This is a genomic window from Streptomyces sp. NBC_01717 (genome assembly GCF_036248255.1).
GTDB lineage: Bacteria > Actinomycetota > Actinomycetes > Streptomycetales > Streptomycetaceae > Streptomyces.
The window spans coordinates 789,009-810,447 of the sequence record NZ_CP109178.1 but is presented as its reverse complement, the minus strand read 5'-3'; the positions used below and the strand labels follow the sequence as shown (position 1 = coordinate 810,447).

Genomic DNA, 21,439 nt, shown 5'->3' with positions numbered 1-21,439 from the left:
GCCCCCGCATCAGGAGGTGACCACCCTCACGATCGAGGGCCATGAGCAGGGCGACCCCGAATACCCCAAAGTCGCTCTCGGTGATCCCGTGCTGCACGGCCTCTGACGGGCGGGCCGCTCCGCCGTCGGGGTTCTTGTGGGGCGCATGTGATGCCCCATAAGGTGAACTGCTTTGTGTGGCAAGTGAGTTCGATGTCGTCGACCAGGGGAGAGTCGTGGAGATCAAAAAGGTAGTGATCCGCGAAGAGGAGCGCACGAACCGCAAGCCCGCCGTCATGGAGAAGCGCCCGCCGACCCGCTGACCGGGCGGGAACGTGAGCGTGAGCGGGATGTCGAGCGGACGGTGACGGGGGAGAGTGGTGTGCGCGTACAGCTGGTGACCATGCCGTGGCACCCGATCGATCTGCCCTCTCTCCAAGTGGGCTTGCTGCACCAGCTGTTGCGGCAGGTCCGCCCGGACGACGATGTGCGTGAGTTCCACGGCTCGCTGCGCTGGGCGGAGTTCCTCCTCGAGCGGTCCGGCGGGCGGCTGCGCCCCGGTGACTACGAGGCGATCGGCAGCGATTCGATCTTCGACGGTCTCGGTGACTGGGTCTTCTCGGGTGTGCTGTACGAGGACGAGAGCTGGGGCGTCGCCCGGCTGAAGGAGTACGCCGCACGTCGCGGCCTCTGCATCGACACCGCCTCCGACATGCGGGTCCACGCGGCCGAGTTCATCGCCGAGTGCGCGACGGAAGTGCTCGCCCAGGAACCGGACGTCGTCGGGTTCACCAGCACGTTCATGCAGAACGTGCCCTCGCTCGCGCTGGCCAGGGAGCTCAAGCGCCGCCGTCCAGGGCTCACCGTCGTCTTCGGCGGCAGCAACTGCGACGGCCCGATGGGGCACGCCCTGCACCGCAACCATCCCTTCGTCGACCACGTGGTGCGCGGCGAGGGCGAGTACGCCTTCCCGGCGCTCCTGCGCCACCTGGACGCCGGCACGCCACCCGCCGACGTACCGGGCCTGTGCTGGTGGGAAGGGCAGACGGACGGCCGGGTCTCGCAGGCGAACACCGAGTCCCGGCGCACCGTGGCGCCCTCCGACATCCCCGCGCCCGACTACGACCAGTGGCAGGCAGCCCTCGACGCATCCCCCGTCCTCGAATACGTCTACCCGAAGCTGGTGGTCGAGGGGGCACGCGGCTGCTGGTGGGGCGAGAAGCACCACTGCACCTTCTGCGGGCTCAACGGCTCCTCCATGGCGTTCCGCGCCAAGTCGGGCGAGCAGCTGTGGAGCGAGATCGACCACCTCGTACGACGGCACCGCATCCTCGACGTCGTCACCGTCGACAACATCATCGACATGGCGTACTTCAAGGACTTCCTGCCCCTCGCCGCCGAGAGCGGCTGGGATCTGCGGATGCACTACGAGGTCAAGTCCAACCTCAACCGTGAACAGATCGCCCTCCTCGGGCGGGCCGGAGCCGTGCTCATCCAGCCCGGCATCGAAAGCCTGAGCAATCGGGTCCTCGACCTCATGGACAAGGGCGTCAGCGGCGCCCGCAACGTCCGCACACTCCGTGAGTGCGAGAACCACGCGCTGACCGTCACCTGGAACTACCTGTACGGCTTCCCGGGCGAGACCGTCGAGGACTACGCCCCGGTCGTCGACCAGCTGCCCGCGCTCGTCCACCTGCAGCCCCCGGGCGGCGCCCACCGCATCCAACTGGAGCGGTTCAGCCCGAACTTCACGGACCCGGGGTTCGGCTTCGGCAAGCGGCGCCCAGCCGAGATGTACCACCATGTCTACGAGCTGCCCGAGTCCGAACTCAGCGACCTCGTCTACCTGTTCGCGACGGATGACGCGGGCATCGGCGGAGAGACCGAGAGCCGGCTCAAGCGGGCCGTCGCGGCATGGCGCGACGGACATCACGGATCGAGCCTGGTGATGGAGGAAGCGGAGCCGGAGGACGGCGTGGACGTACTGCTCGTACACGACCGGCGCCACGGCTGGCCCCGCCGCACCCACCGGCTGACCGGCTGGCAGGCGCAAGCGCTGCGCCGCCTCGAGGACGGGCGGACGGAGCCCGCGCTGCACCGGCTGCTGACCGGCGACGGACACGACATCCCCGCCGAGGAGCTGTGCGGGTGGATCCAGCAGGCTCAGGCGACGGGGCTGGTGTTCCGCGACGGGCGGACGTACGTGTCCCTGCCCACGTGGGACGTACCGGACCGCATCGACCCCGACCCGGCTCCGCAATCCACGGGCCGTCAGGAGGTGGCCGGATGACGAGGCTTCCCGCGACCGTCCCCCACCGCGTGATCGGCCGACAGGTCCACGTGGACGTGCCGCTTTGCCTGGGCGGGGCGGGGCGCGAGACGGCGGTGGCGGTCCAGTTCCTGCGCGAGTGCCAGAGCCAACGGTTCCGTACGCACTGGGAGATCGCCTACGAAGACCGCGCGCGAGGCGACGACCCGCTTGACACGCATGACGCCCCGTACGTACGGATGCTGCACCACCTCCCACCACCCGTCGAACGGGTCGACGAACCAGGTGAGTTGAGGGCCTGGCGCACCTCGTACGCCGCCTTCCCCGCCGGCATGCTCTACCACCGCCGCGGCCCGGACTTCATCACCGTCATGGACCGCAGAGAGCGGCCCGCCTCGGCGAGGTTCACCCTCGACCACCCGGATCTGCTCGCCACCTTCGCCACGGTCCAGGAGCCCACGGCGCTCGGTGAACTCGACGCCGTGCAGCGGGAGGCCGTCGACCTGCTCGCAGCCGAGCGGCTCGCTCTCGTCGCCGACGGTTGGGCGGTGGCCCTACCGCCGCGGCTGCACCGCTGGCCCGTTCCCTGCACGGGGATCTGAGGGTTGGGCGCGTCACGGGCCGACGGGACGGTCCCCCTGCGTCGCCACCGTCCCTTCGTGCTGCTGTGCGGCGAGCAGGTCGCCAGCTCCGTCGGGCGGCAGATCACCGCTCTCGCACTGACCCTGCTGGCCGTGACCGACCTCGGCGCGGGGCCGTTCGGGGCGGCCGCGCTGCTGGCGCTGACCTATCTGCCCGGCGCCGTGCTGAGCCCGCTGGCCGGAGCGATCGTCGACCGGATCAGGCTGCGCCGCCTCCTCGTGTGGGTGACCACCCTGCAGACCCTGGTCGTCGGCTCGATCCCGTTGGCCGGCGCGGTGGGGCATGTCACCCTGGCGCACCTGTACGTGGTCGCAGGCGTCTCGGGCACCCTGACCTTCACGCTCTCCGTCGCGCTCCAGGCAGCGCTGCCGCGCGTCGTCGGACCGGAGCGGCTCCTCGCCGCCAACTCGGCCCTGACCGCGGCCCGTACGAGCGGACAGGTCGGCGGGCCCGCGCTCGGCGGTGTCATGGTCGGGCTCCTCGGAGCCGACGCGGCGCTCCTCGCGGGCAGTGCGGCCTACGCGATCGAGGCGCTCTTTCTGTTCGCGCTGCCCGCCGCGCTGGACGCGGTGACAGGCTCGCGGGTGCCCGCCCGCGCGAAGTCCCTGGCCGGCTCGCTGCGTACGGGACTCGCGGTGGTGCGCGCCGAGCGCCGGCTGCGCCGCATGGTCCTGGCGGGCGCTGGACTCAACCTCGGCAGCGGTGCGGCGGCCGCCCTCTACGTCTTCTACGCGACCCGCGATCTTGCCCTGCCCGCCTGGCAGTTGGGAACGACGTACGCGGCCTACAGCGCGGCCACCCTGGCGGGCGCCCTGCTCGCCGGAAGCTTCGCCAGGACCTCGGGGCTGTGGCGGGCCACGCAGATCTTCGGACTCGCGGCAGGCGCTGCCGTGTTCCTGATCCCGGCCGCGTCGCTGGGCCTCGCCTTCCCCGTGCTGTTCGCGTACCAGGTCTGCTACGGCCTCTCCGGCACCGTATGGATGATCTTCATGACGACCACGCAGCAACTGGTCACCCCTGACGGCATGCAGGGCCGCGTCGCGGGACTCGTGCAGGCGGTGCTGCTCACGACGGTGCCGGTCGGAGCCCTTGCGGGGGGCGCGCTGGCCGCCTGGCTCGGCAACGTACCCATGCTCATGGGCGCGGCGGCCGTGACCCTGCTCTCCGCGGCGACCCTTTGGGCGCCCACGGGGGCGGGCGTCACGGTGCCGGAGCGGGCTCTGGACGCGGAGGCGGAGAGCCGCCGCTAGTTACTCACGACGGCCTCCCGTCTAACTGCCAGTTGTGGACCTCGATATGGGCATACGCGTCCGAGATGAGGACGCCGCGAGCCGTCTCCGGGTCCGGCGCCCGGAGCAGGGCCGCCGTCCCGAGCCAGGTGCCGCCGTCGTTGGACAACAGCGGCCCGAGCGCAATCAGTTCGTCCCGGTCGCGCGGCACGGCCAGGTTGGCGCCCGGCCCCGTACCGAGGTCCATCACCAGGTACTGGTTGCCACCCTCCCGGCCGCCGGGAAACTCCCACATAGGTCCAGGTCCAGGTGCTCCGAGGCGTCGCTCCCGCGAACCGGGACCTCGAGACGGCACCTGACCTCCGGCGCGACCTCGCCCACCGCGAGGGCGAAAAATGCGCTACGGCGCATCCCATCCCGAGGCCTTGGTGCGGAGAGCCGCCGAGCGGGGCATGGAGTGGCTCGCTCTGACGGATCGCGACAACGTCACCGGGGCCGTTCGGTTCGCGAAGTCGTGCGCAGCGCATGGAGTACGCCCGATCTTCGGCGTTGACCTGGCGGTTGCTTCCACGAGGATTGGCGGAGGTTTCGCGCCTGTCCCCGGCGCTCGGCCGAGCCACGGCAACCTCGTGACCCGGCGGTCCCGCCCCGCCTCCGATCCGAGGCGGGGCGTCAGTCCGCGGAGTCCCTCTCCGGCGTCCCGTCGTCCACGGTGTCCGGATGTGAGACGCGGCTGGCGGACTGGTCGTCGGTGTGGTCCGCCCCTTGCGGGTCGATAGTGGCCGCCCAGCGTCCCGCCCAGCGGGCGAGGGGGTTCAGGGCGTGGCGCGCCTCCTGTCCCAGCGGGGTGAGCTCGTAGCGGCTGTCCGGTAGTTGGTGAATCACCTGGGCATCCAGCAGTTCGGTCAGGCGCTGCCGCATCACGCTGGAGGACATGTCGTCGCACCGCTTCTGCAAGGGGCGGAATCCAAGCGGGCCCGCGTGAAGCTCCCACAGGATGCGCAGACTCCACCGCCGCCCGAACAGATCGAGTGCGGCCATGAGGGGGCGGCCGGTGGTCGAGCCGCGAACAGGATTGCCAGGCGTGGGTGTTGCCATGTCGGGATGTCCAGCTCTCCAGGGTTGATGCTTCGAATACCGACACGCTAGCATCAGTGACCGCTTCGGAAATCGAAACGGAGGAGGCTGTTGTGGCACCTGCCCCGACGACCTGGGTGAGAGGCGTTCCTGAAAGCCCGTGCCGACGGAGGCGAGACCGGCCGGGAGGACCGGTACATGCGCATGGTGCCCCGAGTTCGACGTCGGCGCCGAGTCGCACGGACGGCTCACTCGGAACTTGTTCGTGGCGGGGGGACGGGTGACCGGCACGCGGGAGATCGAGTACAGGATCCACCAGGTCCTGTGAACCGGCCCAGCGGAACTTCAGTGCTGCCTCGTCGGCGGTCGCCGCCACCAAGCCAACATCCACTCAGAGCTGGAGACCAGATGACCACGACCGAGTTTCCCTCGGCGGCAGCACGGGCCGCCGCCGCTGCCGCCCTGGCCGAGGACGCGTCAGGGAAGGACATCACCACCGTGTGGAGCGTTCCCGAGGAACTGGTGGCCACGGCCGAGATCCGCACCCGGCAAAGCGGCATCGCCGCCGGCCTCCCCGTGGTCGCCGAGGTCTTCGCGCAGGTCGACCCCGAGGTCAAGGTCGAGCCGGCCGTCGCCGACGGCGCCCGACTGGCCGACGGCCAGGTCCTGGTGCACCTATCCGGTTCGGCGCGCAGCCTGATCACCGGCGAGCGTACGGCGCTGAACTTCCTGCAGCGCATGTGCGGCATCGCGACGCTGACCGACCGCTACGTCCAAGCTGTGGCAGGGACCAGGGCGCGCATCCTGGACACGCGCAAGACGGCGCCGGGCCTGCGCGCCCTGGACAAGTACGCGGTCACCGCCGGCGGCGGCCACAACCACCGCCTCGATCTCGCGGCGATGGTCCTGCTCAAGGAGAACCACATCGCCGCGGCGGGCGGGGTGACCGCCGCGATCGAGGCGGTCAGGCGCGGGATGGCGCGCACCGGGCAGACCGTGGAAAGCGATGTCGAGGTGCAGACCGTCACACAGGCCGCCGAGGCCCTCGACGCCGGAGCCCGCTGGATCATGCTCGACAACATGCCGGTGGCCGACATCGAGCAGGTCGTGAAGTTCCGGGCCGGGCGGGCCGACGCTTCCCGGATCCTGCTGGAGGCCTCGGGCACCATCCGCCTGGACACAGTTCTCGCCATCGCCGGGACGGGCGTCGACCTCATCTCGGTCGGGGCGTTGACGCACAGCGCGCCCGCACTGGACCTGACCATGCTGCTGACCACCGGCCCGGTGCCATGTCCGAGGTAGCGGTCGTCGTCGCGTGTCAGCGAGACGGCGCGGGTGGCAGCCCGACCGCCGTTCTGGATGATGCGCCCTTCACCGACGAGGAGCGAAGCCGCATTCCCACGGCGTTGGGAACATCGCACGCCGTCTTCCTCCGCGCGACCGGAATCGAGCGTCGTCAGCCCGCGTACACACTGCGGTTCTTCACCGCCCAGGGCGAACTGCCCGCCTGCGGACACGGCACCGTCGCCGCCCTCGCCGTGCTCGCCGAACGGGAAGGCGGCGACCACGACTACCGCGCCGCCCTGCGTACGGCCCACCGCAGCTTCGACGGTCGGGCAAGCCGAAACGGTGACGGCCTGACGGCGTCGTTCGACCCGGGCCCGGTCAGCCTGCGTAGCACCGGTGGACCCGAACTGAGGGCAGTCGTAGGCGGCCTCGGACTGACAGAGGACGCGGTAGCCGGCGACGCCTGCGTCGCGTCGAACGGGCGGCCGAGGCTTCTGCTGCCCATCCGATCCCGCGCCGCACTGGCCGAACTCACGCCGGACTTAACCCTGTTGCGCGCAGCCTGTGACCGCTACGGTCTGCTGGGCTGCTACGCCTACTCGCCCCCGGACCGACACGGCCGAGCAGCAGCCCGGATGTTCGCCCCGTCGATCGGCGTCCCCGAGGACATCGCCAACGCCAACAGCACGGCCTGCCTGGCAGCGCATGCTGCCGGGTTCGGCACACACCGCCTCGCTGTCGACATGGGTGATCACCTCGGCAGCCCGTCCACCATCACAGCGACCGCCCACCGCGACCGCACGGGACACCGGATCCGAGTCGGCGGCCAGGCAGCGATCGTGCGCACGGTCATGCGATGAGGCCTGCGCGCTCAAGGCGAGGGTGCCGGTCCGCAGCAGGTCCAACTGCTCCTGTGAGAGCCCGGCCAGTTCTGGCGGCATCTGTGGCAGGGGCTCAGGGTTGATGGCCGATCACGTCGTACTGGTGCGACTCGTACCTACTTGTCGGCTCCTCTTCGTTCTAGTCCGGGCCGCGGCCCTTCCGCGAGGCCAGTCATCGACTCGACGGGCTCTGGCTCGTCCTCGCCCGCCGACGCTCACCCGAGACCAATCCGATCGCAGCCCCGGCCGGTTGATCGAAGCCGTCCGACTTCGACGCCGTCTCCGTCGGCTCGCTGACCCACAGCGCGCCGGCCATGGATCTGAGCATGCTTCCGATCATCAATTCCGAACACAGGAGGTACCGTGGCCAAGGGCTACTGGGTCAGCGTCTACCGCACCATCGCAGACCCTGAGAGGCTTGCTGCCTACGACAAGCTGGCCGGTCCAGCCGTCAAGGCCGCGGGCGGGCGGCTGCTCTCCCGCGGCAGCCGGGTCGTCGCACACGACGCCGGAATCGCCGAGCGCACCGTCCTGATCGAGTTCGACAGCTTCGAACAGGCGGTCGCCGCACGCGCGAGTGCGGCCTACCAGGAAGCACTGGCCATACTTGCTGACGGCGTCGAGCGCGACTTCCGCATCATCGAAGGCCTCGACTGACGACCGGTGCCGCGTCAGGGAGGAACACGATGCCGGCTGCGGGGATCACCCCGGCTCGTCAGCGCGCCGCACCGTCGCGAAAAGCGTCAGGCCGGTGGCATCGGCGGTGATGTCCGGTCCGGCGACGGTTCCTTCCCGGCGGCGCGGCGGCTCGTTGTCTGGAGTTCTCCTTCAGGCACTGAGGTGCTGGGTGAGGAACAGGGCGGCGCGGTCGAGCGCGTGGTCGGCTTCGTCGAGTTGGCCGATGAAGGACTGGAACACGTGCGGTACTCCAGCCGTGACGTCCAGGATGACGTCGACCTCAGCGTCCCGGGCTCGTTCGGCGAGCCGCACCGAGTCGTCGAGCAGCAGTTCGTTCGTGCCGACCTGCAGCAGCAGCGGCGGGAAGCCGGTCAGGTCGGCCAGGATGGCCGGCGCGAGCAGTTCCTGGTTCGGGTCCTGTCCGCCGAGGTACAAGTCGCCGGTGTGGGCCATGCCCTCGCGCGTGAAGAAGGGGTCGATTCCGGCTTTGGTGTCCATGCTGGCGCCCGAACGGGTGTGGTCCAGGCTGGGTGAGAACGCGACGATGGCGCCGGGCATGGGCAGTCCGGCCTTCTTGGCGGCGAGCGTGGTCGTCACGGTCAGGCCACCACCGGCCGAGTCGCCGGCGAAAGCGATGGATTCCGGGTTGATCCCGTCGTCGAGCAGTACCCGGTACGCGGCGAGGCAGTCCTCGATTGCGGCGGGGAACGGGTGCTCCGGCGCGAGCCGGTAATCGAGCGACAGCGCACGGAACCCGGTACGGGTGACCAGGCTGGCGGTCAGTCCCATCGCTGTCTGCGGTGATCCGAGGGAGAACGAGCCGCCGTGGAAGTACAGGATGGTGCCCGAACGTGTCTCGCCTTCCGTTTCGACCAGGACGGCAGGCCGCTCGCCAAGCACGGTGTCGGACGTGCGTACCTTCGGGACCAGGAACAGCGCCATCAGCGCCGCGAAGTTGCTGCGCATCTGCTCGACGGGCAGTGGTTTGAAGCCCTGCTGGCCCCGCCGCACCATCGCGTCGACCGTCGCGCGTTGTGCCTTGCTCATAGCTGTACTCCTTCAGACGTATGCCTCCTCGCCTTTGCGCATGGCCTTGCTGTAGGAGGAGGCGAGCGGAAAGCGGAAGGCCGTCACGATGGTGTGCGGGACCTGGAGCAGGTCCAGGTCGCGGCTGATGTCGGCGACGGTGGCTTTCCACTCGCCGCAGTCGACCTCCCGCCACATGGCCAGGCAGTCCTTGTTCAGGCTTCCCCGACGCCTTGATCGTGCTAACAATCCGCCGCTGCGAGGCCCGTACCTCCGGGGAAACACCAAACCACGCGGAGAACCCTTAGCGCACGATCTGACACAGATGTTCCTCAGACCCCGGTTATGCGTGGCACGGCCTGGCCTGGTCGAGGAGTGGGCGCGGGGCCGGCCCTGCCCCCGCAGTGAACGCGCGAAGGCCCGGGGCATCGAGTCGGCCTGCCTGCACACCCTCTTGGTCCCTCGGCAAGCTCGACCTGTCGCACTTCCTGCGGGCGCACTTCAACCTCGACGACGGATCCACCGTGCGGGCCGGCGCATTCACGATGAATGCCGGGCACCACCGCGACGGCGCCGAGTGCGAGACGTCCAGCTGCCAGTTCGACGACACCAGGACTGTCGAGGGCATCGTCACGGTCGGGATGAACGAGCGGGGACTGTGGTTCTCCGGCGCGGCTGCCCCGTGGCTGTCCGAGTGGGACCGGCAGGTCTTCCAGGCTTGCCAGCCCAGCTATCACATGAAGCAGGGCGGCGATGGGCGTTGGCAGCTCCGCGCCGTGCTGTCCGTACCGGTGCCCGGGCACAGCTCGCCGCTCCTGGCATCGACGATCGCCGAGCGGTGCAACCTCGCCCTCGCGGCATCAGCAGCGGACGCCCTGACCGCCCCGGGCACGGTGTCTGGACAACTCCCGGACAGCCCCGCCGAACCATCAACGGACACAGCCCCTGACCTGCCCGGACAGCGTCCGGACACCGCGCCGGGACAGCATCCGGACGGTGTGTCCGCGCAGTCGGCCACCGACGTCGAGCACCTGGCCGCAGCCCTCCTCGAAGGACCGTTCATCGACGGCCTTCTCGCCGCCATGGAAAGCCGACCGCCGGGCGGAGATCGACCAGCTCGCCGCATCCATCGCTCTCACCCCTGAAGAGATCACCGCCAGCGCCAACCCGAAGGGAGCCAACTGATGGCTTGCTCCTGCCAGAACAAGAAGCGTGAGACGCACGAGGTCGTGACCGAGGCCGGGAAAGTGGTTTCTCCTCGTCCTCGAAGCCGACCGCGACGGCCGTAAGTAAGCGGTACCCGAACAGCGAGGTCCGGACGAAGTCCAAGGCAGGCGCACAGGCGGCTCCCAAGTAGAGCTCCGGACTTACGAAAACTCGACAGAATGCGGCGAGAGGGGACCCCGCAACGGTCGACACCGTTGGGGGGCCGACCCGCCGCGAGGGCGCCGGAGGTGTCCGCATCGGCAGCCGACCACCGAGAAGCCTTGGCGCCTCGCCGGTGATCGAGCTTCTCACGCACTGGGTCTCACCGCTGCCGGACCTCTAGAGCCCACCTTCTGCCGTTGCGACTTATGGCAGAAGGCGACCTCCAGCGGTGGGTTCAGTCCGCGGCGTGCAGGTCGGTGACGTTCGCCGGCACCTCGACGCTGCGCCTGAGGATCTTGCCGGTGGATGTCTTGGGCAGCTCCGCGGTGATCCATACGTGCCGCGGGTACTTGTATGCCGCTGCCTGGGCCTTGACGTGCTCGCGCAGTTCCCCGGGGGTGGCGGTGGCGCCGTCCTTGAGCGCGACGGCGGCGCAGACCTCCTCGCCGAGGGTGAGGTGCGGGATGCCGACGACGGCTGCCTCGCGCACCGCCGGGTGGGTGTACAGCAGTTCCTCGATCTCGCGCGGGTAGACGTTGTAGCCGCCGCGGATGATCAGGTCCTTCTTGCGGTCGACGATGAAGTAGTAGCCGTCCTCGTCGACCTGAGCCAGGTCACCGGAGCGGAACCAGCCGTCGGTGTCGATCGCCGCAGCGGTGGCCTCCGGGCGACCCCAATAGCCCTTCATGACGTTGTGGCCGCGGATGGCGATCTCGCCGACGCCGTCCGAAACGTCCAGCAGCCTCATCTCCACCCCGTCGACCGGCTGGCCGATCGACCCCGGCTTGCGCACCCGGCCGGGGTGGGTGAACGAGGCCACCGGCGAGGTCTCGGACAGCCCGTAGCCTTCCACGATGATGCAGCCGAACTCGGCCTCGAAGGCGTGCAGCACCTCCACCGGCAGCGCGGAGCCGCCCGAGACGCACAGCCGCAGGCTGTCCACATCGAACGTCGCCCGCTCCGGGTGGCTCAGCAGCGCGACGTACATCGTGGGCACGCCCTGGAAGATGCTGACCTGCTGGCGCTGGATCGTCTCCAACACCGCGTGCGCGTCGAAGCGCGGCACCAGTGCCAGGCAGGCGCCGGCGGCGATCGAGGCGTTGAGACCGCAGGTCTGGCCGAAGACGTGGAACAGCGGCAGAGCGCCGAGCACCACATCATCAGCGGTGAGCGAGAACAGGTCGATCGACACCTGGGTGTTGCTGGTCAGGTTGGCATGAGTCAGCTCGGCGCCCTTGGGCGTGCCGGTGGTGCCCGACGTGTAGAGGATGACGGCGGTGTCCGACGCCCCGCGCTCCGCCATCCCGGCCTGGGGGGTAGTGGCGGCGAGCAGGGTCTCGAACTCTCCCGGCGTTACCAGTAGGCACTCGGTGCCGGCGGTGGCCGCGCCGGCCACCGCGTCCTCGGCGAAGCCGTGCCAGGCCAGCACCAGCTTCGCCTGCGAGTCACCCAGGTAGAAAGCCACCTCACGGGACTTGAGCAGCACGTTCATCGGCACCACGACGGCGCCGACGCGCAGGATGCCGTAGTACACCGCGGCGAACTGCGGCACGTTGGGCAGCATGCAGCCGATCCGGTCACCGGGCTGCACACCCCGGTCGCGCAGCAGTCCCGCCACGCGGGCACTGGCTTCGTCGAGCTCCGCATAGGTCAGCAGCGTGTCGCCGAGGCGGATGGCGGGGGCGTCTCCGTCGCGTGCCACCGACGCTGCCAGGTTGTGCGCAAGGTTGTTCATGACCAGGTCTCTCTATCGTGATGTTGATGGAAGAGGTGAGGGGCTCAGTTCGCGGTGGGTGCGACGGCGGCGGCGGTGCGCAGCTCGTAGGGGGCGGGATCGAAGCGACGGGTCGCGCGGCGGTACTTCCAGGTCGAGTCAGGCCAGTTACCCGAGGCCACGCCGGTCGCGTCCTGGTAAAAGCTGTTGCAGCCACCGACGGACCAGACCGTGCGCGCCAGCCGCGTCAGGTGCTGCGCGATGTAGGCGCGCTGTTCCTCGGCGCGGATCTCGATGCTGGTGATGCCGCGTGAGCGCATCTGGCGCAGCGCGTCCATCGCGTAGGCCACCTGGCACTCCTCCTGGAACACATGGGAGTTGTGGCCGGTTGCGCTGCCCGGGCCGCCGAGGCGGAACAGGTTGGGGAAGTTGGTCACGGTGACGCCGAGGTAGGTGTGCGGGCTGCCGTTCCAATGCTCGGCCAGGTTCCGCCCGTCGCGTCCGCGCAGGTGCTCCGCGAGCGGCGGGTCGGTTACGTGGAAGCCGGTGCCGAAGATGATCGCGTCGGCGAGGTGCTCGCGACCGTCGGTGGTGACCACCGAGTGCGACCGCACCTCGCGGACGCCGGCGCTGACCACCTCGACATTGGGCGCCGACAGGGCCGGATACCAGTCATTGGAGATGAGGATGCGCTTGCAGCCCAGCTCCCAGTCGGGGGTCAGCCGCTCGCGCAGCGCCGGGTCGGCCACCTGCCGGCGCAGGTGCCACAGCGCGGCCTTGGTCGCTATCCGCCGAACGCGCGGCGACACCATGATCTTCCACGTCACCAGCTCACGCATCCAGTACTGCCGCCGGCGTATCAGACGCTGCAGCCACGGCGCGACTGCGTACAGCCGCCGTTCGATGCCGGTCGTCGCACGGTCCATCCGCGGGGTGACCCACGGCGCCGTCCGTTGCACCACGGTCATCCGCCCGACGATCGGCTGGATCGCGGGCACGAACTGGATCGCCGAGGCGCCGGTGCCGATGACCACCACCTTGCGGCCGGTCAGGTCGAGGTCGTGGTTCCAGCGGGCCGAGTGGAACACCTCGCCGGCGAAACCGTCCAGACCGGGGAGGTTCGGAAGCGACGGCTCGGCGATGGGGCCGCTGCCGTCGATGAGCACATCGGCGGTGAGCGGTCCGGCGCTGGTCTCGATCCGCCAGCGCTGCGCGGCGTCGTCCCAGGTGGCCTCGAGCAGGCTGCAGCCGAAGCGGATGTAGGGCAGCAGCCCGTGCTCGCTGGCGACCCGGCGCAGGTAGTCGCGGATCTCGGACTGCCTGGAGAAGGCGCGGGTCCAGTGAGGATTGGGCGCGAAGGACAGCGAGTACAGGTGCGACGGGATGTCGCAGGCGCAACCGGGGTAGCTGTTGTCCCGCCAGACGCCGCCCACCTCCTGCTCGCGCTCCAGCACGGCGAAGTCCTCACCCTGGCCTTTGAGCGCGTGGGCCGCGGCGAGCCCCCCGAACCCTGCCCCGATAACCACGACGCCAAGATGCTGCGGCTCCGATTGAGCTGTCATATGGCCACCCCTCTAGAAAAGCTAACGCGAGTCGCGTTACGCTCCCATCCATGTCAGGAGTCGTCAAGAGTCCAGAACCTCCGGAACAACCTGCCTCCGGCCAGGACCCGGCTGGGTCCGGTCGCCGCTGCCGGCGGCGTGAGGAGGGTGGCGTCGAGGCCTTCACCACCCGTGCCATCGCGGAGCGCGTCGGCATCAGCGCGCCCTCGCTCTACCGCTTCTTCGCCGACCGTGATCGGGTTCTTGACGCGCTGATGGAACAGCACCTAGAACGGCTCAGAGCCGTTGCCGCGCGCTGGCTGATCGATATGGACGCCGCCGGGGCCAACCAGGAGCACCTGATCCCGATCGAGGACCGCTGGCGGACCGCCATGATCCGGCAATGACCGGCCACCGGTGACGAAGCACGGCGGGCTGCCCGTCCCCGCAAGCAGCCCGCAGTCCCGGATCCGGCCGCACGGCCGCGCCGTGGGCGCCGCGGATCCAGCCCGGAGAACTCCCGGTGTGCCACGGCACACCTCGCAAGCCCAATCATGTGCGCCCGGCGATTCCGTCCGGCGCACCACCGCCCTACGTTGGTCGCCCACCGCCACGACGCAGCGCCGGACAGAGCGCGCGCTTCTGTTGGCGGCCCCCGAATGCCCCCACCCTCACTCCAGACTGATCAGGAACATAACCATGCGCGAGATCACCTTCCCCAGCGGCAAAGACCAGTGCTCCGCCTGGCATCTCCCAGCGGCCGGCGATGAGTTCGAGGGGGCCGGCGGACGTCCGTGCGTCGTCATGGCGCCCAGCTTCGGGGGCACCCGCGATGGCGGTCTCCGGACTTACGCCGAGGGCCTTGCGGCTGCAGGCCTTGACGTCCTGCTCTTCGACTACCGCGGGTTCGGCGGTTCGACCGGAACCCCACGACAGGACGTTTCCTACCTGCGCCAACGACAGGACTATCACGCAGCCATCGCCGCAGCTCGGCAACTGCCGGGCATCGACCCGGCCCGGATCGCGCTCTGGGGCAATTCCTACGCGGGCGGCCACGTCGTCGTGGTCGCTGCCCGGGACCAGCGGGTGGCGGCAGTCATCTCGATGACGCCGGCGATGGACGGCATCAGCGTCATCCGGCAACTGGCCCGCAACGGCGGCCCGTTGCACCTGGTCAGGGCAACCGGCAACGGTCTTCGTGATGTGCTGAGGGCGGTCACCGGCCGCACCCCTCGCCTCGTTCCGGTGGGCGGAGAGCCCGGCTCGAACGCGATCTTGGTCCAGAAAGGGGTCCTGCAGGCCTACGCCGCCGTCGCCGGCCCGGGCTGGCGCAACGAGGTGTGCGCACGCACAGCGCTCCAAGTGGCGTTCAACCGGCCGATCAGGTTCATTTCACGGGTGACCTGCCCGCTGCTCGTCCAGGCCGGGACGCACGACCAACTCGTCCCGCCGGCGCCCGCGCGCCGGGCCGCCGCGAAGGCGGGCAGCCGGGCCCAGCTGGTGGAGTACCCCATCGACCATCTGGACGTCTACTCAGGCTCGGCGCAGGCGCACGCGCTGGCCGATCAGCTCGCCTTCCTGCGCAGCACCCTCGCACCGAGCCCCACTCGCCACGAGACGTCTGCCCCCCGTCACGAAGAAGCCTGATCCCGGACTCCTTGCCCGCGTGCCCTCGCGGAAGTCGGGCGCGCCTGCCTCACCGCATCAATCATCGCCTTCGACTGGAGTCACCCATGAAGCTCAAGAACCTCAACGGCAAGGTCGTCCTCATCACCGGCGCCGGCAGCGGCATCGGCCGCGCCACCGCCCTGCTCAGCGCCCGACGCGGCGCGACGCTCGTCCTCTGCGACCGCGACGAGGCCGGACTCAACGAGACCGTGGCAGCTGCCCGCGCCCTCGGCAGCGAGGTGTTCGCGCAGACGGTCGATGTCGCCGACCCTGCGGCAATGGACGCCTTCGCCGACGCCGTGCACGCCCGGTTCGACGCGGTCGACGTGCTCATCAACAACGCCGGCGTCGGCGTCTGGTGCGGTCTCCTCGACACCCTGCCCGAGGACTGGGACCGGCAGCTGGCGATCAACGTCAAGGGTGTCGTGCACGGCTGCGAACGCTTCCTCCCCCGGATGATCGAGCGCGGTCGCGGCGGCCACGTCGTCAACGTCTCCTCGGCGGCCGGCTACATGCCCAGCCCCGCCATGTCCTCCTACTCCGTCACCAAGTTCGCGGTCTTCGGGCTCTCCCAGGTCCTGCGCATGGAGATGCGCCCCCACAGGATCGGCGTCACTGCCTCCTGCCCGGGGCCGACCAACACGCCGATCATCCGCACGGGCCCGGTCCGCGGGGCAAACACCGAGGAACGGGCAGACAATGTCCTCAACTTCTTCCAGAGGACCGGGGCCCGACCCGAGAAGGTCGCCAAGACCATGCTGCGGGCCGTCGCTCGCAACCGTGCCGTAGCCCCCGCCGGCCTCGAGGCCCACGCCCTGTACTACGCGAGCCGCATCTCCCCGCCCGTCGGCCGTTGGATCGCCGTACGCTGGTCCGCCATGGCCAACAAGGGATGAGCGCGTCGGCGTTGAGCGCGTGTCCCACCGTCCGCGTGCACGACCAGGTACCGGAGCCAGCCATGAAAGTCAGAAATCTGAACAACGTGTCGTCACCGGCGCGGACCCCGACGGGCGGTCCGCCCAGGTACAGAAAATGTATGAGCGTCGAGGCAACCCGCTCGAGCGTGTCGCAGTGAACATCCCGGGTGAGGTGGGACGCAACCGTGCGGTCGCGCCGGTCGCGCCCGAGGCCCACTTCAGGCACGTGTTTACCCGTATCCCGCCGCCCGCTGGCTCAGCGCCCGCACGGCCCACCTGTTGGACTGATCATGACGAACGCGACGCCGAACTTCGGCGATTTCCAGCTCGAGGTCTACATGCGCGGCCTGTCGGGTGTGCGCGACAACCTCCCGTTCACCTACGCGGAGCTCGAGGCCCGCGCGCACGCGGCGCTCCCGCCGGACGTCATGTCCTACGTCGCGGGCGGGGCCGGCAACGAATACACGCAGAACGCCAACGTCACCGCGTTCGACCGCTGGGGCCTGATCCCACGGATGCTCGTCGGCGCCGCCCAGCGCGACCTCTCGATCGACCTCTTCGGGATGACGCTGCCGACACCGCTGCTGCTCGCTCCGGTCGGGGTCATCGGCCTGTGCGCGCAGGACGGACACGGCGACCTCGCGACCGCGCGTGCCGCAGCGAAGTCGGGCGTCCCGATGGTCGCCTCGACACTGACGGTCGACCCGCTCGAAACCGTCGCTGCGGAGCTCGGTGACACCCCTGGGTTCTTCCAGCTCTACCCTCCCAAGGACCGCGAGGTCGCGGCGTCGTTGGTGTCGCGCGCCGAGGCGGCCGGATTCAAGGGCATCGTCGTCACGCTCGACACCTGGCAGCTGGGCTGGCGGCCACGCGACCTGGGGCTCGGCAACTTCCCGCAGCTGCAAGGCCACTGCCTGGCCAACTACTTCTCCGATCCCGTGTTCCGGGCCAAGCTCGCCAAACCCCCGGAGGAGGATGTGCGGGCCGCGGCACTCCAGTGGGCGTCGGAGTTTGCCGACCCCACACTCAGCTGGGACGACCTCGCATGGCTGCGGTCGCTGACCGATCTGCCGCTGCTGCTCAAGGGGATCTGCCACCCCGACGACGCACGGCGCGCGATCGACGGCGGCATCGACGGCATCTACTGCTCCAATCACGGCGGCCGCCAGGCGAACGGCGGCATCCCCGCCATCGACCTGCTCCCCGCCGTGGCGGAGGCCGCAGGCAGCACACCGGTCATCTTCGACTCCGGTGTGCGCAGCGGGGAACACATCGTCAAGGCCCTCGCCCTCGGCGCGACAGCCGTCGCGATCGGCCGCCCCTACGCCTACGGGCTCGCGCTCGGCGGCGCTGACGGCATCGTGCACGTCCTCAAATCGCTGCTGGCCGAGGCGGACCTGCTGATGGCCATCGACGGCTACCGGTCGATCGCCGACCTGGGTCCTGACGCGCTGCTCAGGCGGGCCTGACCCACGCAGTCGAAGCCTCGCCCCGGGGGCCGAACGGCTCCCGGGGCGAGGGTGTGCGTGCGGGGCTCTCCGGCGTAGGCGTCAACTTCACGAATTCGAAAAAGAACTCACTGAACGTTCAGCTGCCGGTACGCAGGCGGCCCCGGCGAGCTCAGACCGCGGGCCCTCCGAGACGGCGCCTGAGCTCGAGCGCCAGCTCGACGGCGAGCCGTCGCTCGCCCGGCTGGTAGCCGAGCAGCTCGGTCGCGCGGCTGATGCGCTTGAGGACCGTGTTTCGGTGGGTGAACAGGCGCGTGGCTGCGCGCGGCGCGTTCTCGGCCTCCTCGAGGTAGACGCGGAGCGTCTCGCGCAGTCGTGCCGCCGTAGGTTCTTCCTCGGCGAGCGGCCCGAGTGTGGTTGCGACGAACTCGGCTGCCAGGAGTGGATCCTGCGCGGCCAGGACGGTGACCTGGAGCTCCCGGTAGAAAGCGAGGCGTTCGCTGTCGGGGTTGCCGAGGAGCAGACGGTGCACGGTGAGAGCGGCCTCGTGGCTGGCACGAAAGCCAGCGATGCCATCACGAGTGGGACCGACCGCGGCGCGCAGGTTGTCATCCGTCCGAGCCATTGCCGAGCGCAGATCCTCGGTGGATGGCTCTGCGCTGGTGTCGATCCATGCCCACAGTGTGGTTGTCCCTGCGGGAAGCGTGAGGGGCTTTCGTGCACCCGCAGCGCGAGCGAGCATCAACGCCGCCGACTCCAGCGCTCCGTGCGGCGCATCGGGCGACCCGGCCCAGATGACGACTGCGGTGTGGCTCCGGTTCAGCGGGTAGGCGATCCGCTGACTGGCGACCGCAGAGTCGACGGGCGCACCGTCGAGGATCAACCGGACGGTCTCGGTGCGCCTGGCGAGCGCGCCGCCGATGATCTCCTCGCGCTCGCGCTGGGCCTCGGCGAGCATGACACGGATCGTCTGGTCGACGTAGCGGAAGACAAGCGAGAGCGAGAGTTCGGTGACGCCGATCAGATCGGGCCCGGGGCCGACAACCTCGTACGCGCAGGCCATCCAGTGTTCGAGCGCGACCTGTTGGGCACGCCGGGAGCTCTCATAGATTGCGTCGAGGTCGATGCCTCGACGCGCGATCGTGCGGGCACCGTCGAGTGCCGCGGGCGGGACCCCGGGCTGGAGGGGTGACTCCGCGTGCCGCGCAAAGATGAGAAATCGTTGCAGGAGGCTGCGGTGGTTGGCGGTCAGTTCGGCCGCAATCGCGGCATCGGCCCCGAACGCCGGCAGCGCCTCGATCACCGCGGAGTCCATCTCGGCGACGGTCTCGTCGAACTCCAGGGCCACTTGATCCGCGATCACGGCGACAAGCTCGAAGGTTCGCGCCGTCGGCTGCAACGTCCTCACGCGCGAAGTGTGCCGTTGCACGCCGCTGCGCCCGGGCACACAAGCTTGAACAACTCCGCCCCATGCGGGCCGACAAAGGCAGCGAGGGCGGACGAAAGTCCAGGTCGCGCAGGGAGACCGATCCCGACACAGCGCAGCGGGACCTGAAGCAACCGGGCGAGTGCAGCGAGCAGCGCGCGGCCCGGCCAGGTGGGCCTCGAAGCAGAGACCCGGTGGCGCGACACCACAGCCTCGTGCGCCGAGACCGGCATGCGAACGAGCGCAAGGACCGACGGTGCCCGACCGGCCCAAAAAACGTCGCGCAGGACAGTCGCAGTGCAGCCATTCTGAAGCGGTACAAGCGACCTGACCGGCTCCACCACTTCATCCGCAGACCACGTCGCACGGAGGCTTGCCGTCCAGGTATGCCGTGATGTTCTCCATCGCGGCCATGACGATCCGGGGCACCGTGTCGCGGGTGGCGCCCGCGATGTGCGGGGTGAGCACCACGTTGGGCGAGCGCAGCAGCCGAAGCTCGGGTCCCGGGGGCTCGGAGTCGAAGACATCGAGGCCGGCCCCGGCGATCCGGCCGGCCTCCAGCGCGTCCGCGAGGGCCTCCTGGTCGACGATGGCGCCCCGGGCCGTGTTGATCAGGAACGCGGTGGGCTTCAGCAGCGACAGCCGGTCGGCGTCCAGCAGGTGCCGGGTCTCCTCGGTGAGCGGGACGTGCAGCGACACAACGTCCGAGCTCCGCAGCAGTTCCTCGAGTGGCACCGGGCGTGCGCCGTACCGCTCGGCTGCCTCCGCGTGCTCGCTGCGCGCCGTGTACAGAACCGTCATGTCGAACGCGGCGGCCCGACGGGCCACCTCGTGGGCGACCACCCCGAAGCCGAGCAGGCCGAGAGTTTTGCCCGCGAGCCCGGTCAGCGACGGCCGCAGGCGGTCCATGGCCCAGTCGCCGGCGGCGAGCGCGGCATGGGCCGGGACGAGCTGCTTGGCGAGCGCGAGCAGGAGCGCGAAGGTGTGCTCGGCGACCTCCCGGTGCTCGGCGCCGGTGGAGCCGATGTTGGACACCGCCACCCCGCGAGCGCAGGCGGTGTCCAGGTCCACGTAGTCGAAGCCGTGGCTGGAGCACTGGACGAACTCCAGCCACGGCGCGGCCTGGATGTCCGCCCCGGTGACCGGTGCAAGGGCGGTGACCAGGACTCGGGCGCGGGACAGCGCCACCGGATCCTCCCCGGTGGCCTCCACCACCGTCACCTCGGCCCGGTCGGCGAAGGCGGCGGCGAAGACGGCGCCGACCCGGCGTCCGCCGACGTGTGGCGGTACGACAACGAGGACGGTCTTGCGGTCGGTCATGGCTGGCTCCTGCGAAGGGGTGGATGATTTAGCAGGTCGCGCTGGGGCGCTGCCAGTCCGGCTGCGACAGCCAAGCCATGCAGGCGCTCGGCCGTGCTGCGGCTGTAGCGCAGTACCTCGGCGCGCACGGTCGGCGACACCGTCCGTCCAGCCACAGCCGGGCGGCGTTGGTCGCGGTAGTAGCCGGCGTAGGAGTCGCGTTCGCGCTCGACGAATTCGGCGACTGACGTCGGCGCCCAGTCCGCCTCAACCGCGGCCACGTGGGCCGTGAGCCGTTCCAGATGGCGACCGACCAGCGCGTCGAGGATCTGCTCACGGTCGGCGAAGAAGCGGTAGAGCGACGCTGCGGTGATGCCGGCGCGATCCGCGATGACGCGGGTGGTCATGGCATCGACACCGCACTCGTCGATGAGTGCGGCCGCCGCGTCCGGGATGCGCTTGACGGTCTCCCAGCTGCGGGTCTGCACCGGCTCCCGTCGGCGCGGCCGATCGGACCCGGCCTCGTCCACGCCTGGTCGGGGCGAACCGGCGACCTGACTGCTCTTGACGGGTGCCGACATGGCTGAAAACCTAACGCAACTCGCGTTCGCTTTTCAAGGGGGATGTCAGACGTGCCTGGCCGGTTCGAGCCGCGCGCCTCCTCACGCTGCATCACCAGCGTCGAGGTGCGTGCCGACGAGCAGCTCGCGTACAGCCAGCGGTACATCGTCCAGATGATGCGGACGGTCTGGTCGACCGGCGGCTGTACGAGTTGGAACCAGGGTGCCGACGGCGTGGCGTCGACCGACTGGCCCACGGCGACTCTCGCGCACCGACGAGCGATCCGTCGCTTCGACCCCGAACCGTATGAGCTGCGCGCCGCCGGCCCCGTCGCCGGCGTTGGGCCGGCGAGTCGCGCACCGCACGGCGCCACCAGGGCCGCGTCCACATCAACGTCGCAACCCCGCTAGACACTTCGCGACCTCAGCA

21 protein-coding genes and 2 pseudogenes are annotated in these 21,439 nt (G+C 69.8%); 14 read left to right on the top strand and 9 right to left on the bottom strand.

Annotated elements, in window-relative coordinates:
• Positions 1-176 precede the first annotated feature (176 nt).
• Genes OHB49_RS03975 through OHB49_RS03960 form a run of 4 tightly spaced genes read left to right on the top strand, consistent with a single transcriptional unit; the run spans position 177 to position 4,140 of the window.
• Positions 177-302 carry a hypothetical protein gene (locus OHB49_RS03975; protein ID WP_313940762.1) on the top strand — a complete coding sequence of 42 codons (126 nt, stop codon included), beginning with the start codon at positions 177-179 and terminating at the stop codon, positions 300-302.
• A gap of 59 nt (positions 303-361) precedes the next feature.
• The gene (locus tag OHB49_RS03970; RefSeq protein ID WP_329157942.1) at positions 362-2,269 is read left to right on the top strand and encodes a RiPP maturation radical SAM C-methyltransferase; all 1,908 of its coding nucleotides are present in this window, start codon (positions 362-364) and stop codon (positions 2,267-2,269) included.
• Positions 2,266-2,850: a DUF5825 family protein gene (locus OHB49_RS03965; RefSeq protein ID WP_329157940.1), complete on the top strand. Its 585-nt coding sequence runs from the start codon at positions 2,266-2,268 to the stop codon at positions 2,848-2,850. Before OHB49_RS03970 ends, OHB49_RS03965 begins: the two co-directional genes overlap by 4 nt.
• A gap of 3 nt (positions 2,851-2,853) precedes the next feature.
• Positions 2,854-4,140 (top strand): MFS transporter, encoded by a 1,287-nt coding sequence (locus OHB49_RS03960; RefSeq protein WP_329157939.1) that lies wholly within the window; start codon positions 2,854-2,856, stop codon positions 4,138-4,140.
• Between the two features lie 4 nt (positions 4,141-4,144).
• Here OHB49_RS03960 and OHB49_RS03955 read toward each other — a convergent pair.
• Positions 4,145-4,414 (bottom strand): annotated as a pseudogene (locus tag OHB49_RS03955) (YciI family protein); the annotation flags it as partial.
• 100 nt (positions 4,415-4,514) lie between these two features.
• Between OHB49_RS03955 and OHB49_RS03950 the strand changes: the two are divergent.
• Positions 4,515-4,689: pseudogene (locus tag OHB49_RS03950) on the top strand (PHP domain-containing protein); the annotation flags it as partial.
• A 102-nt stretch (positions 4,690-4,791) separates the two neighbouring features.
• On the opposite strand, the gene OHB49_RS03945 reads toward OHB49_RS03950, so the two are convergent.
• A complete protein-coding gene (locus OHB49_RS03945; RefSeq protein ID WP_329157936.1) occupies positions 4,792-5,217 on the bottom strand; it encodes a winged helix-turn-helix transcriptional regulator in 426 nt (141 codons plus the stop codon).
• A 387-nt stretch (positions 5,218-5,604) separates the two neighbouring features.
• Between OHB49_RS03945 and nadC the strand changes: the two genes are divergently transcribed.
• The 3 genes from nadC (at position 5,605) to OHB49_RS03930 (ending at position 8,021) form a co-directional block, all read left to right on the top strand.
• Complete coding sequence (gene nadC, locus OHB49_RS03940) at positions 5,605-6,498, top strand: carboxylating nicotinate-nucleotide diphosphorylase (protein WP_168499924.1); 894 nt, start codon at positions 5,605-5,607, stop codon at positions 6,496-6,498.
• Positions 6,486-7,343, top strand: coding sequence for a PhzF family phenazine biosynthesis protein (locus OHB49_RS03935; RefSeq protein WP_329157934.1), 858 nt, complete (start codon positions 6,486-6,488; stop codon positions 7,341-7,343). Before nadC ends, OHB49_RS03935 begins: the two co-directional genes overlap by 13 nt.
• 384 nt (positions 7,344-7,727) lie before the next feature.
• Positions 7,728-8,021 carry a DUF1330 domain-containing protein gene (locus OHB49_RS03930; RefSeq protein WP_329157932.1) on the top strand — a complete coding sequence of 98 codons (294 nt, stop codon included), beginning with the start codon at positions 7,728-7,730 and terminating at the stop codon, positions 8,019-8,021.
• A gap of 171 nt (positions 8,022-8,192) precedes the next feature.
• Here OHB49_RS03930 and OHB49_RS03925 read toward each other — a convergent pair whose 3' ends face one another.
• Together OHB49_RS03925 and OHB49_RS03920 are read right to left on the bottom strand one after the other, a co-directional pair.
• Entirely contained in the window at positions 8,193-9,089 is an 897-nt protein-coding gene (locus OHB49_RS03925; protein ID WP_329157930.1) for an alpha/beta hydrolase, read from the bottom strand.
• A 12-nt stretch (positions 9,090-9,101) separates the two neighbouring features.
• Positions 9,102-9,266: a hypothetical protein gene (locus tag OHB49_RS03920; RefSeq protein ID WP_329157928.1), complete on the bottom strand. Its 165-nt coding sequence runs from the start codon at positions 9,264-9,266 to the stop codon at positions 9,102-9,104.
• Positions 9,267-9,472: 206 nt separating this feature from the next.
• Here OHB49_RS03920 and OHB49_RS03915 point away from each other — a divergent pair, with 206 nt between their 5' ends.
• Positions 9,473-10,213: a hypothetical protein gene (locus OHB49_RS03915; protein ID WP_329157927.1), complete on the top strand. Its 741-nt coding sequence runs from the start codon at positions 9,473-9,475 to the stop codon at positions 10,211-10,213.
• Positions 10,214-10,671: 458 nt separating this feature from the next.
• On the opposite strand, the gene OHB49_RS03910 is transcribed toward OHB49_RS03915, so the two are convergent.
• Positions 10,672-12,171, bottom strand: coding sequence for a long-chain-fatty-acid--CoA ligase (locus OHB49_RS03910; protein ID WP_329157925.1), 1,500 nt, complete (start codon positions 12,169-12,171; stop codon positions 10,672-10,674).
• Between the two features lie 44 nt (positions 12,172-12,215).
• Positions 12,216-13,676, bottom strand: a complete 1,461-nt coding sequence (locus tag OHB49_RS03905) for a flavin-containing monooxygenase (RefSeq protein ID WP_329157924.1) — start codon at positions 13,674-13,676, stop codon at positions 12,216-12,218.
• Between the two features lie 86 nt (positions 13,677-13,762).
• Here OHB49_RS03905 and OHB49_RS03900 point away from each other — a divergent pair, with 86 nt between their 5' ends.
• The 4 genes from OHB49_RS03900 to OHB49_RS03885 all read left to right on the top strand — a co-directional run bounded on the left by OHB49_RS03900 (position 13,763) and on the right by OHB49_RS03885 (position 17,745).
• Positions 13,763-14,098 (top strand): TetR/AcrR family transcriptional regulator, encoded by a 336-nt coding sequence (locus tag OHB49_RS03900; RefSeq protein ID WP_329157922.1) that lies wholly within the window; start codon positions 13,763-13,765, stop codon positions 14,096-14,098.
• Between the two features lie 292 nt (positions 14,099-14,390).
• Positions 14,391-15,338: an alpha/beta hydrolase gene (locus OHB49_RS03895; RefSeq protein ID WP_329157921.1), complete on the top strand. Its 948-nt coding sequence runs from the start codon at positions 14,391-14,393 to the stop codon at positions 15,336-15,338.
• Positions 15,339-15,424: 86 nt separating this feature from the next.
• A complete protein-coding gene (locus OHB49_RS03890; protein ID WP_329157920.1) occupies positions 15,425-16,255 on the top strand; it encodes an SDR family NAD(P)-dependent oxidoreductase in 831 nt (276 codons plus the stop codon).
• 311 nt (positions 16,256-16,566) lie between these two features.
• Positions 16,567-17,745: a lactate 2-monooxygenase gene (locus tag OHB49_RS03885; RefSeq protein WP_329157918.1), complete on the top strand. Its 1,179-nt coding sequence runs from the start codon at positions 16,567-16,569 to the stop codon at positions 17,743-17,745.
• A 151-nt stretch (positions 17,746-17,896) separates the two neighbouring features.
• Here OHB49_RS03885 and OHB49_RS03880 read toward each other — a convergent pair whose 3' ends face one another.
• The 3 genes from OHB49_RS03880 to OHB49_RS03870 all read right to left on the bottom strand — a co-directional run bounded on the left by OHB49_RS03880 (position 17,897) and on the right by OHB49_RS03870 (position 21,030).
• Positions 17,897-19,132 carry a PucR family transcriptional regulator gene (locus OHB49_RS03880; protein WP_329157916.1) on the bottom strand — a complete coding sequence of 412 codons (1,236 nt, stop codon included), beginning with the start codon at positions 19,130-19,132 and terminating at the stop codon, positions 17,897-17,899.
• Between the two features lie 363 nt (positions 19,133-19,495).
• Complete coding sequence (locus tag OHB49_RS03875; protein ID WP_329157914.1) at positions 19,496-20,470, bottom strand: 2-hydroxyacid dehydrogenase; 975 nt, start codon at positions 20,468-20,470, stop codon at positions 19,496-19,498.
• Positions 20,467-21,030: a TetR/AcrR family transcriptional regulator gene (locus OHB49_RS03870; protein WP_329157912.1), complete on the bottom strand. Its 564-nt coding sequence runs from the start codon at positions 21,028-21,030 to the stop codon at positions 20,467-20,469. Before OHB49_RS03870 ends, OHB49_RS03875 begins: the two co-directional genes overlap by 4 nt.
• Before the next feature lie 42 nt (positions 21,031-21,072).
• Here OHB49_RS03870 and OHB49_RS03865 point away from each other — a divergent pair, with 42 nt between their 5' ends.
• The gene (locus OHB49_RS03865; protein ID WP_329157910.1) at positions 21,073-21,420 is read left to right on the top strand and encodes a hypothetical protein; all 348 of its coding nucleotides are present in this window, start codon (positions 21,073-21,075) and stop codon (positions 21,418-21,420) included.
• Positions 21,421-21,439 lie beyond the last annotated feature (19 nt).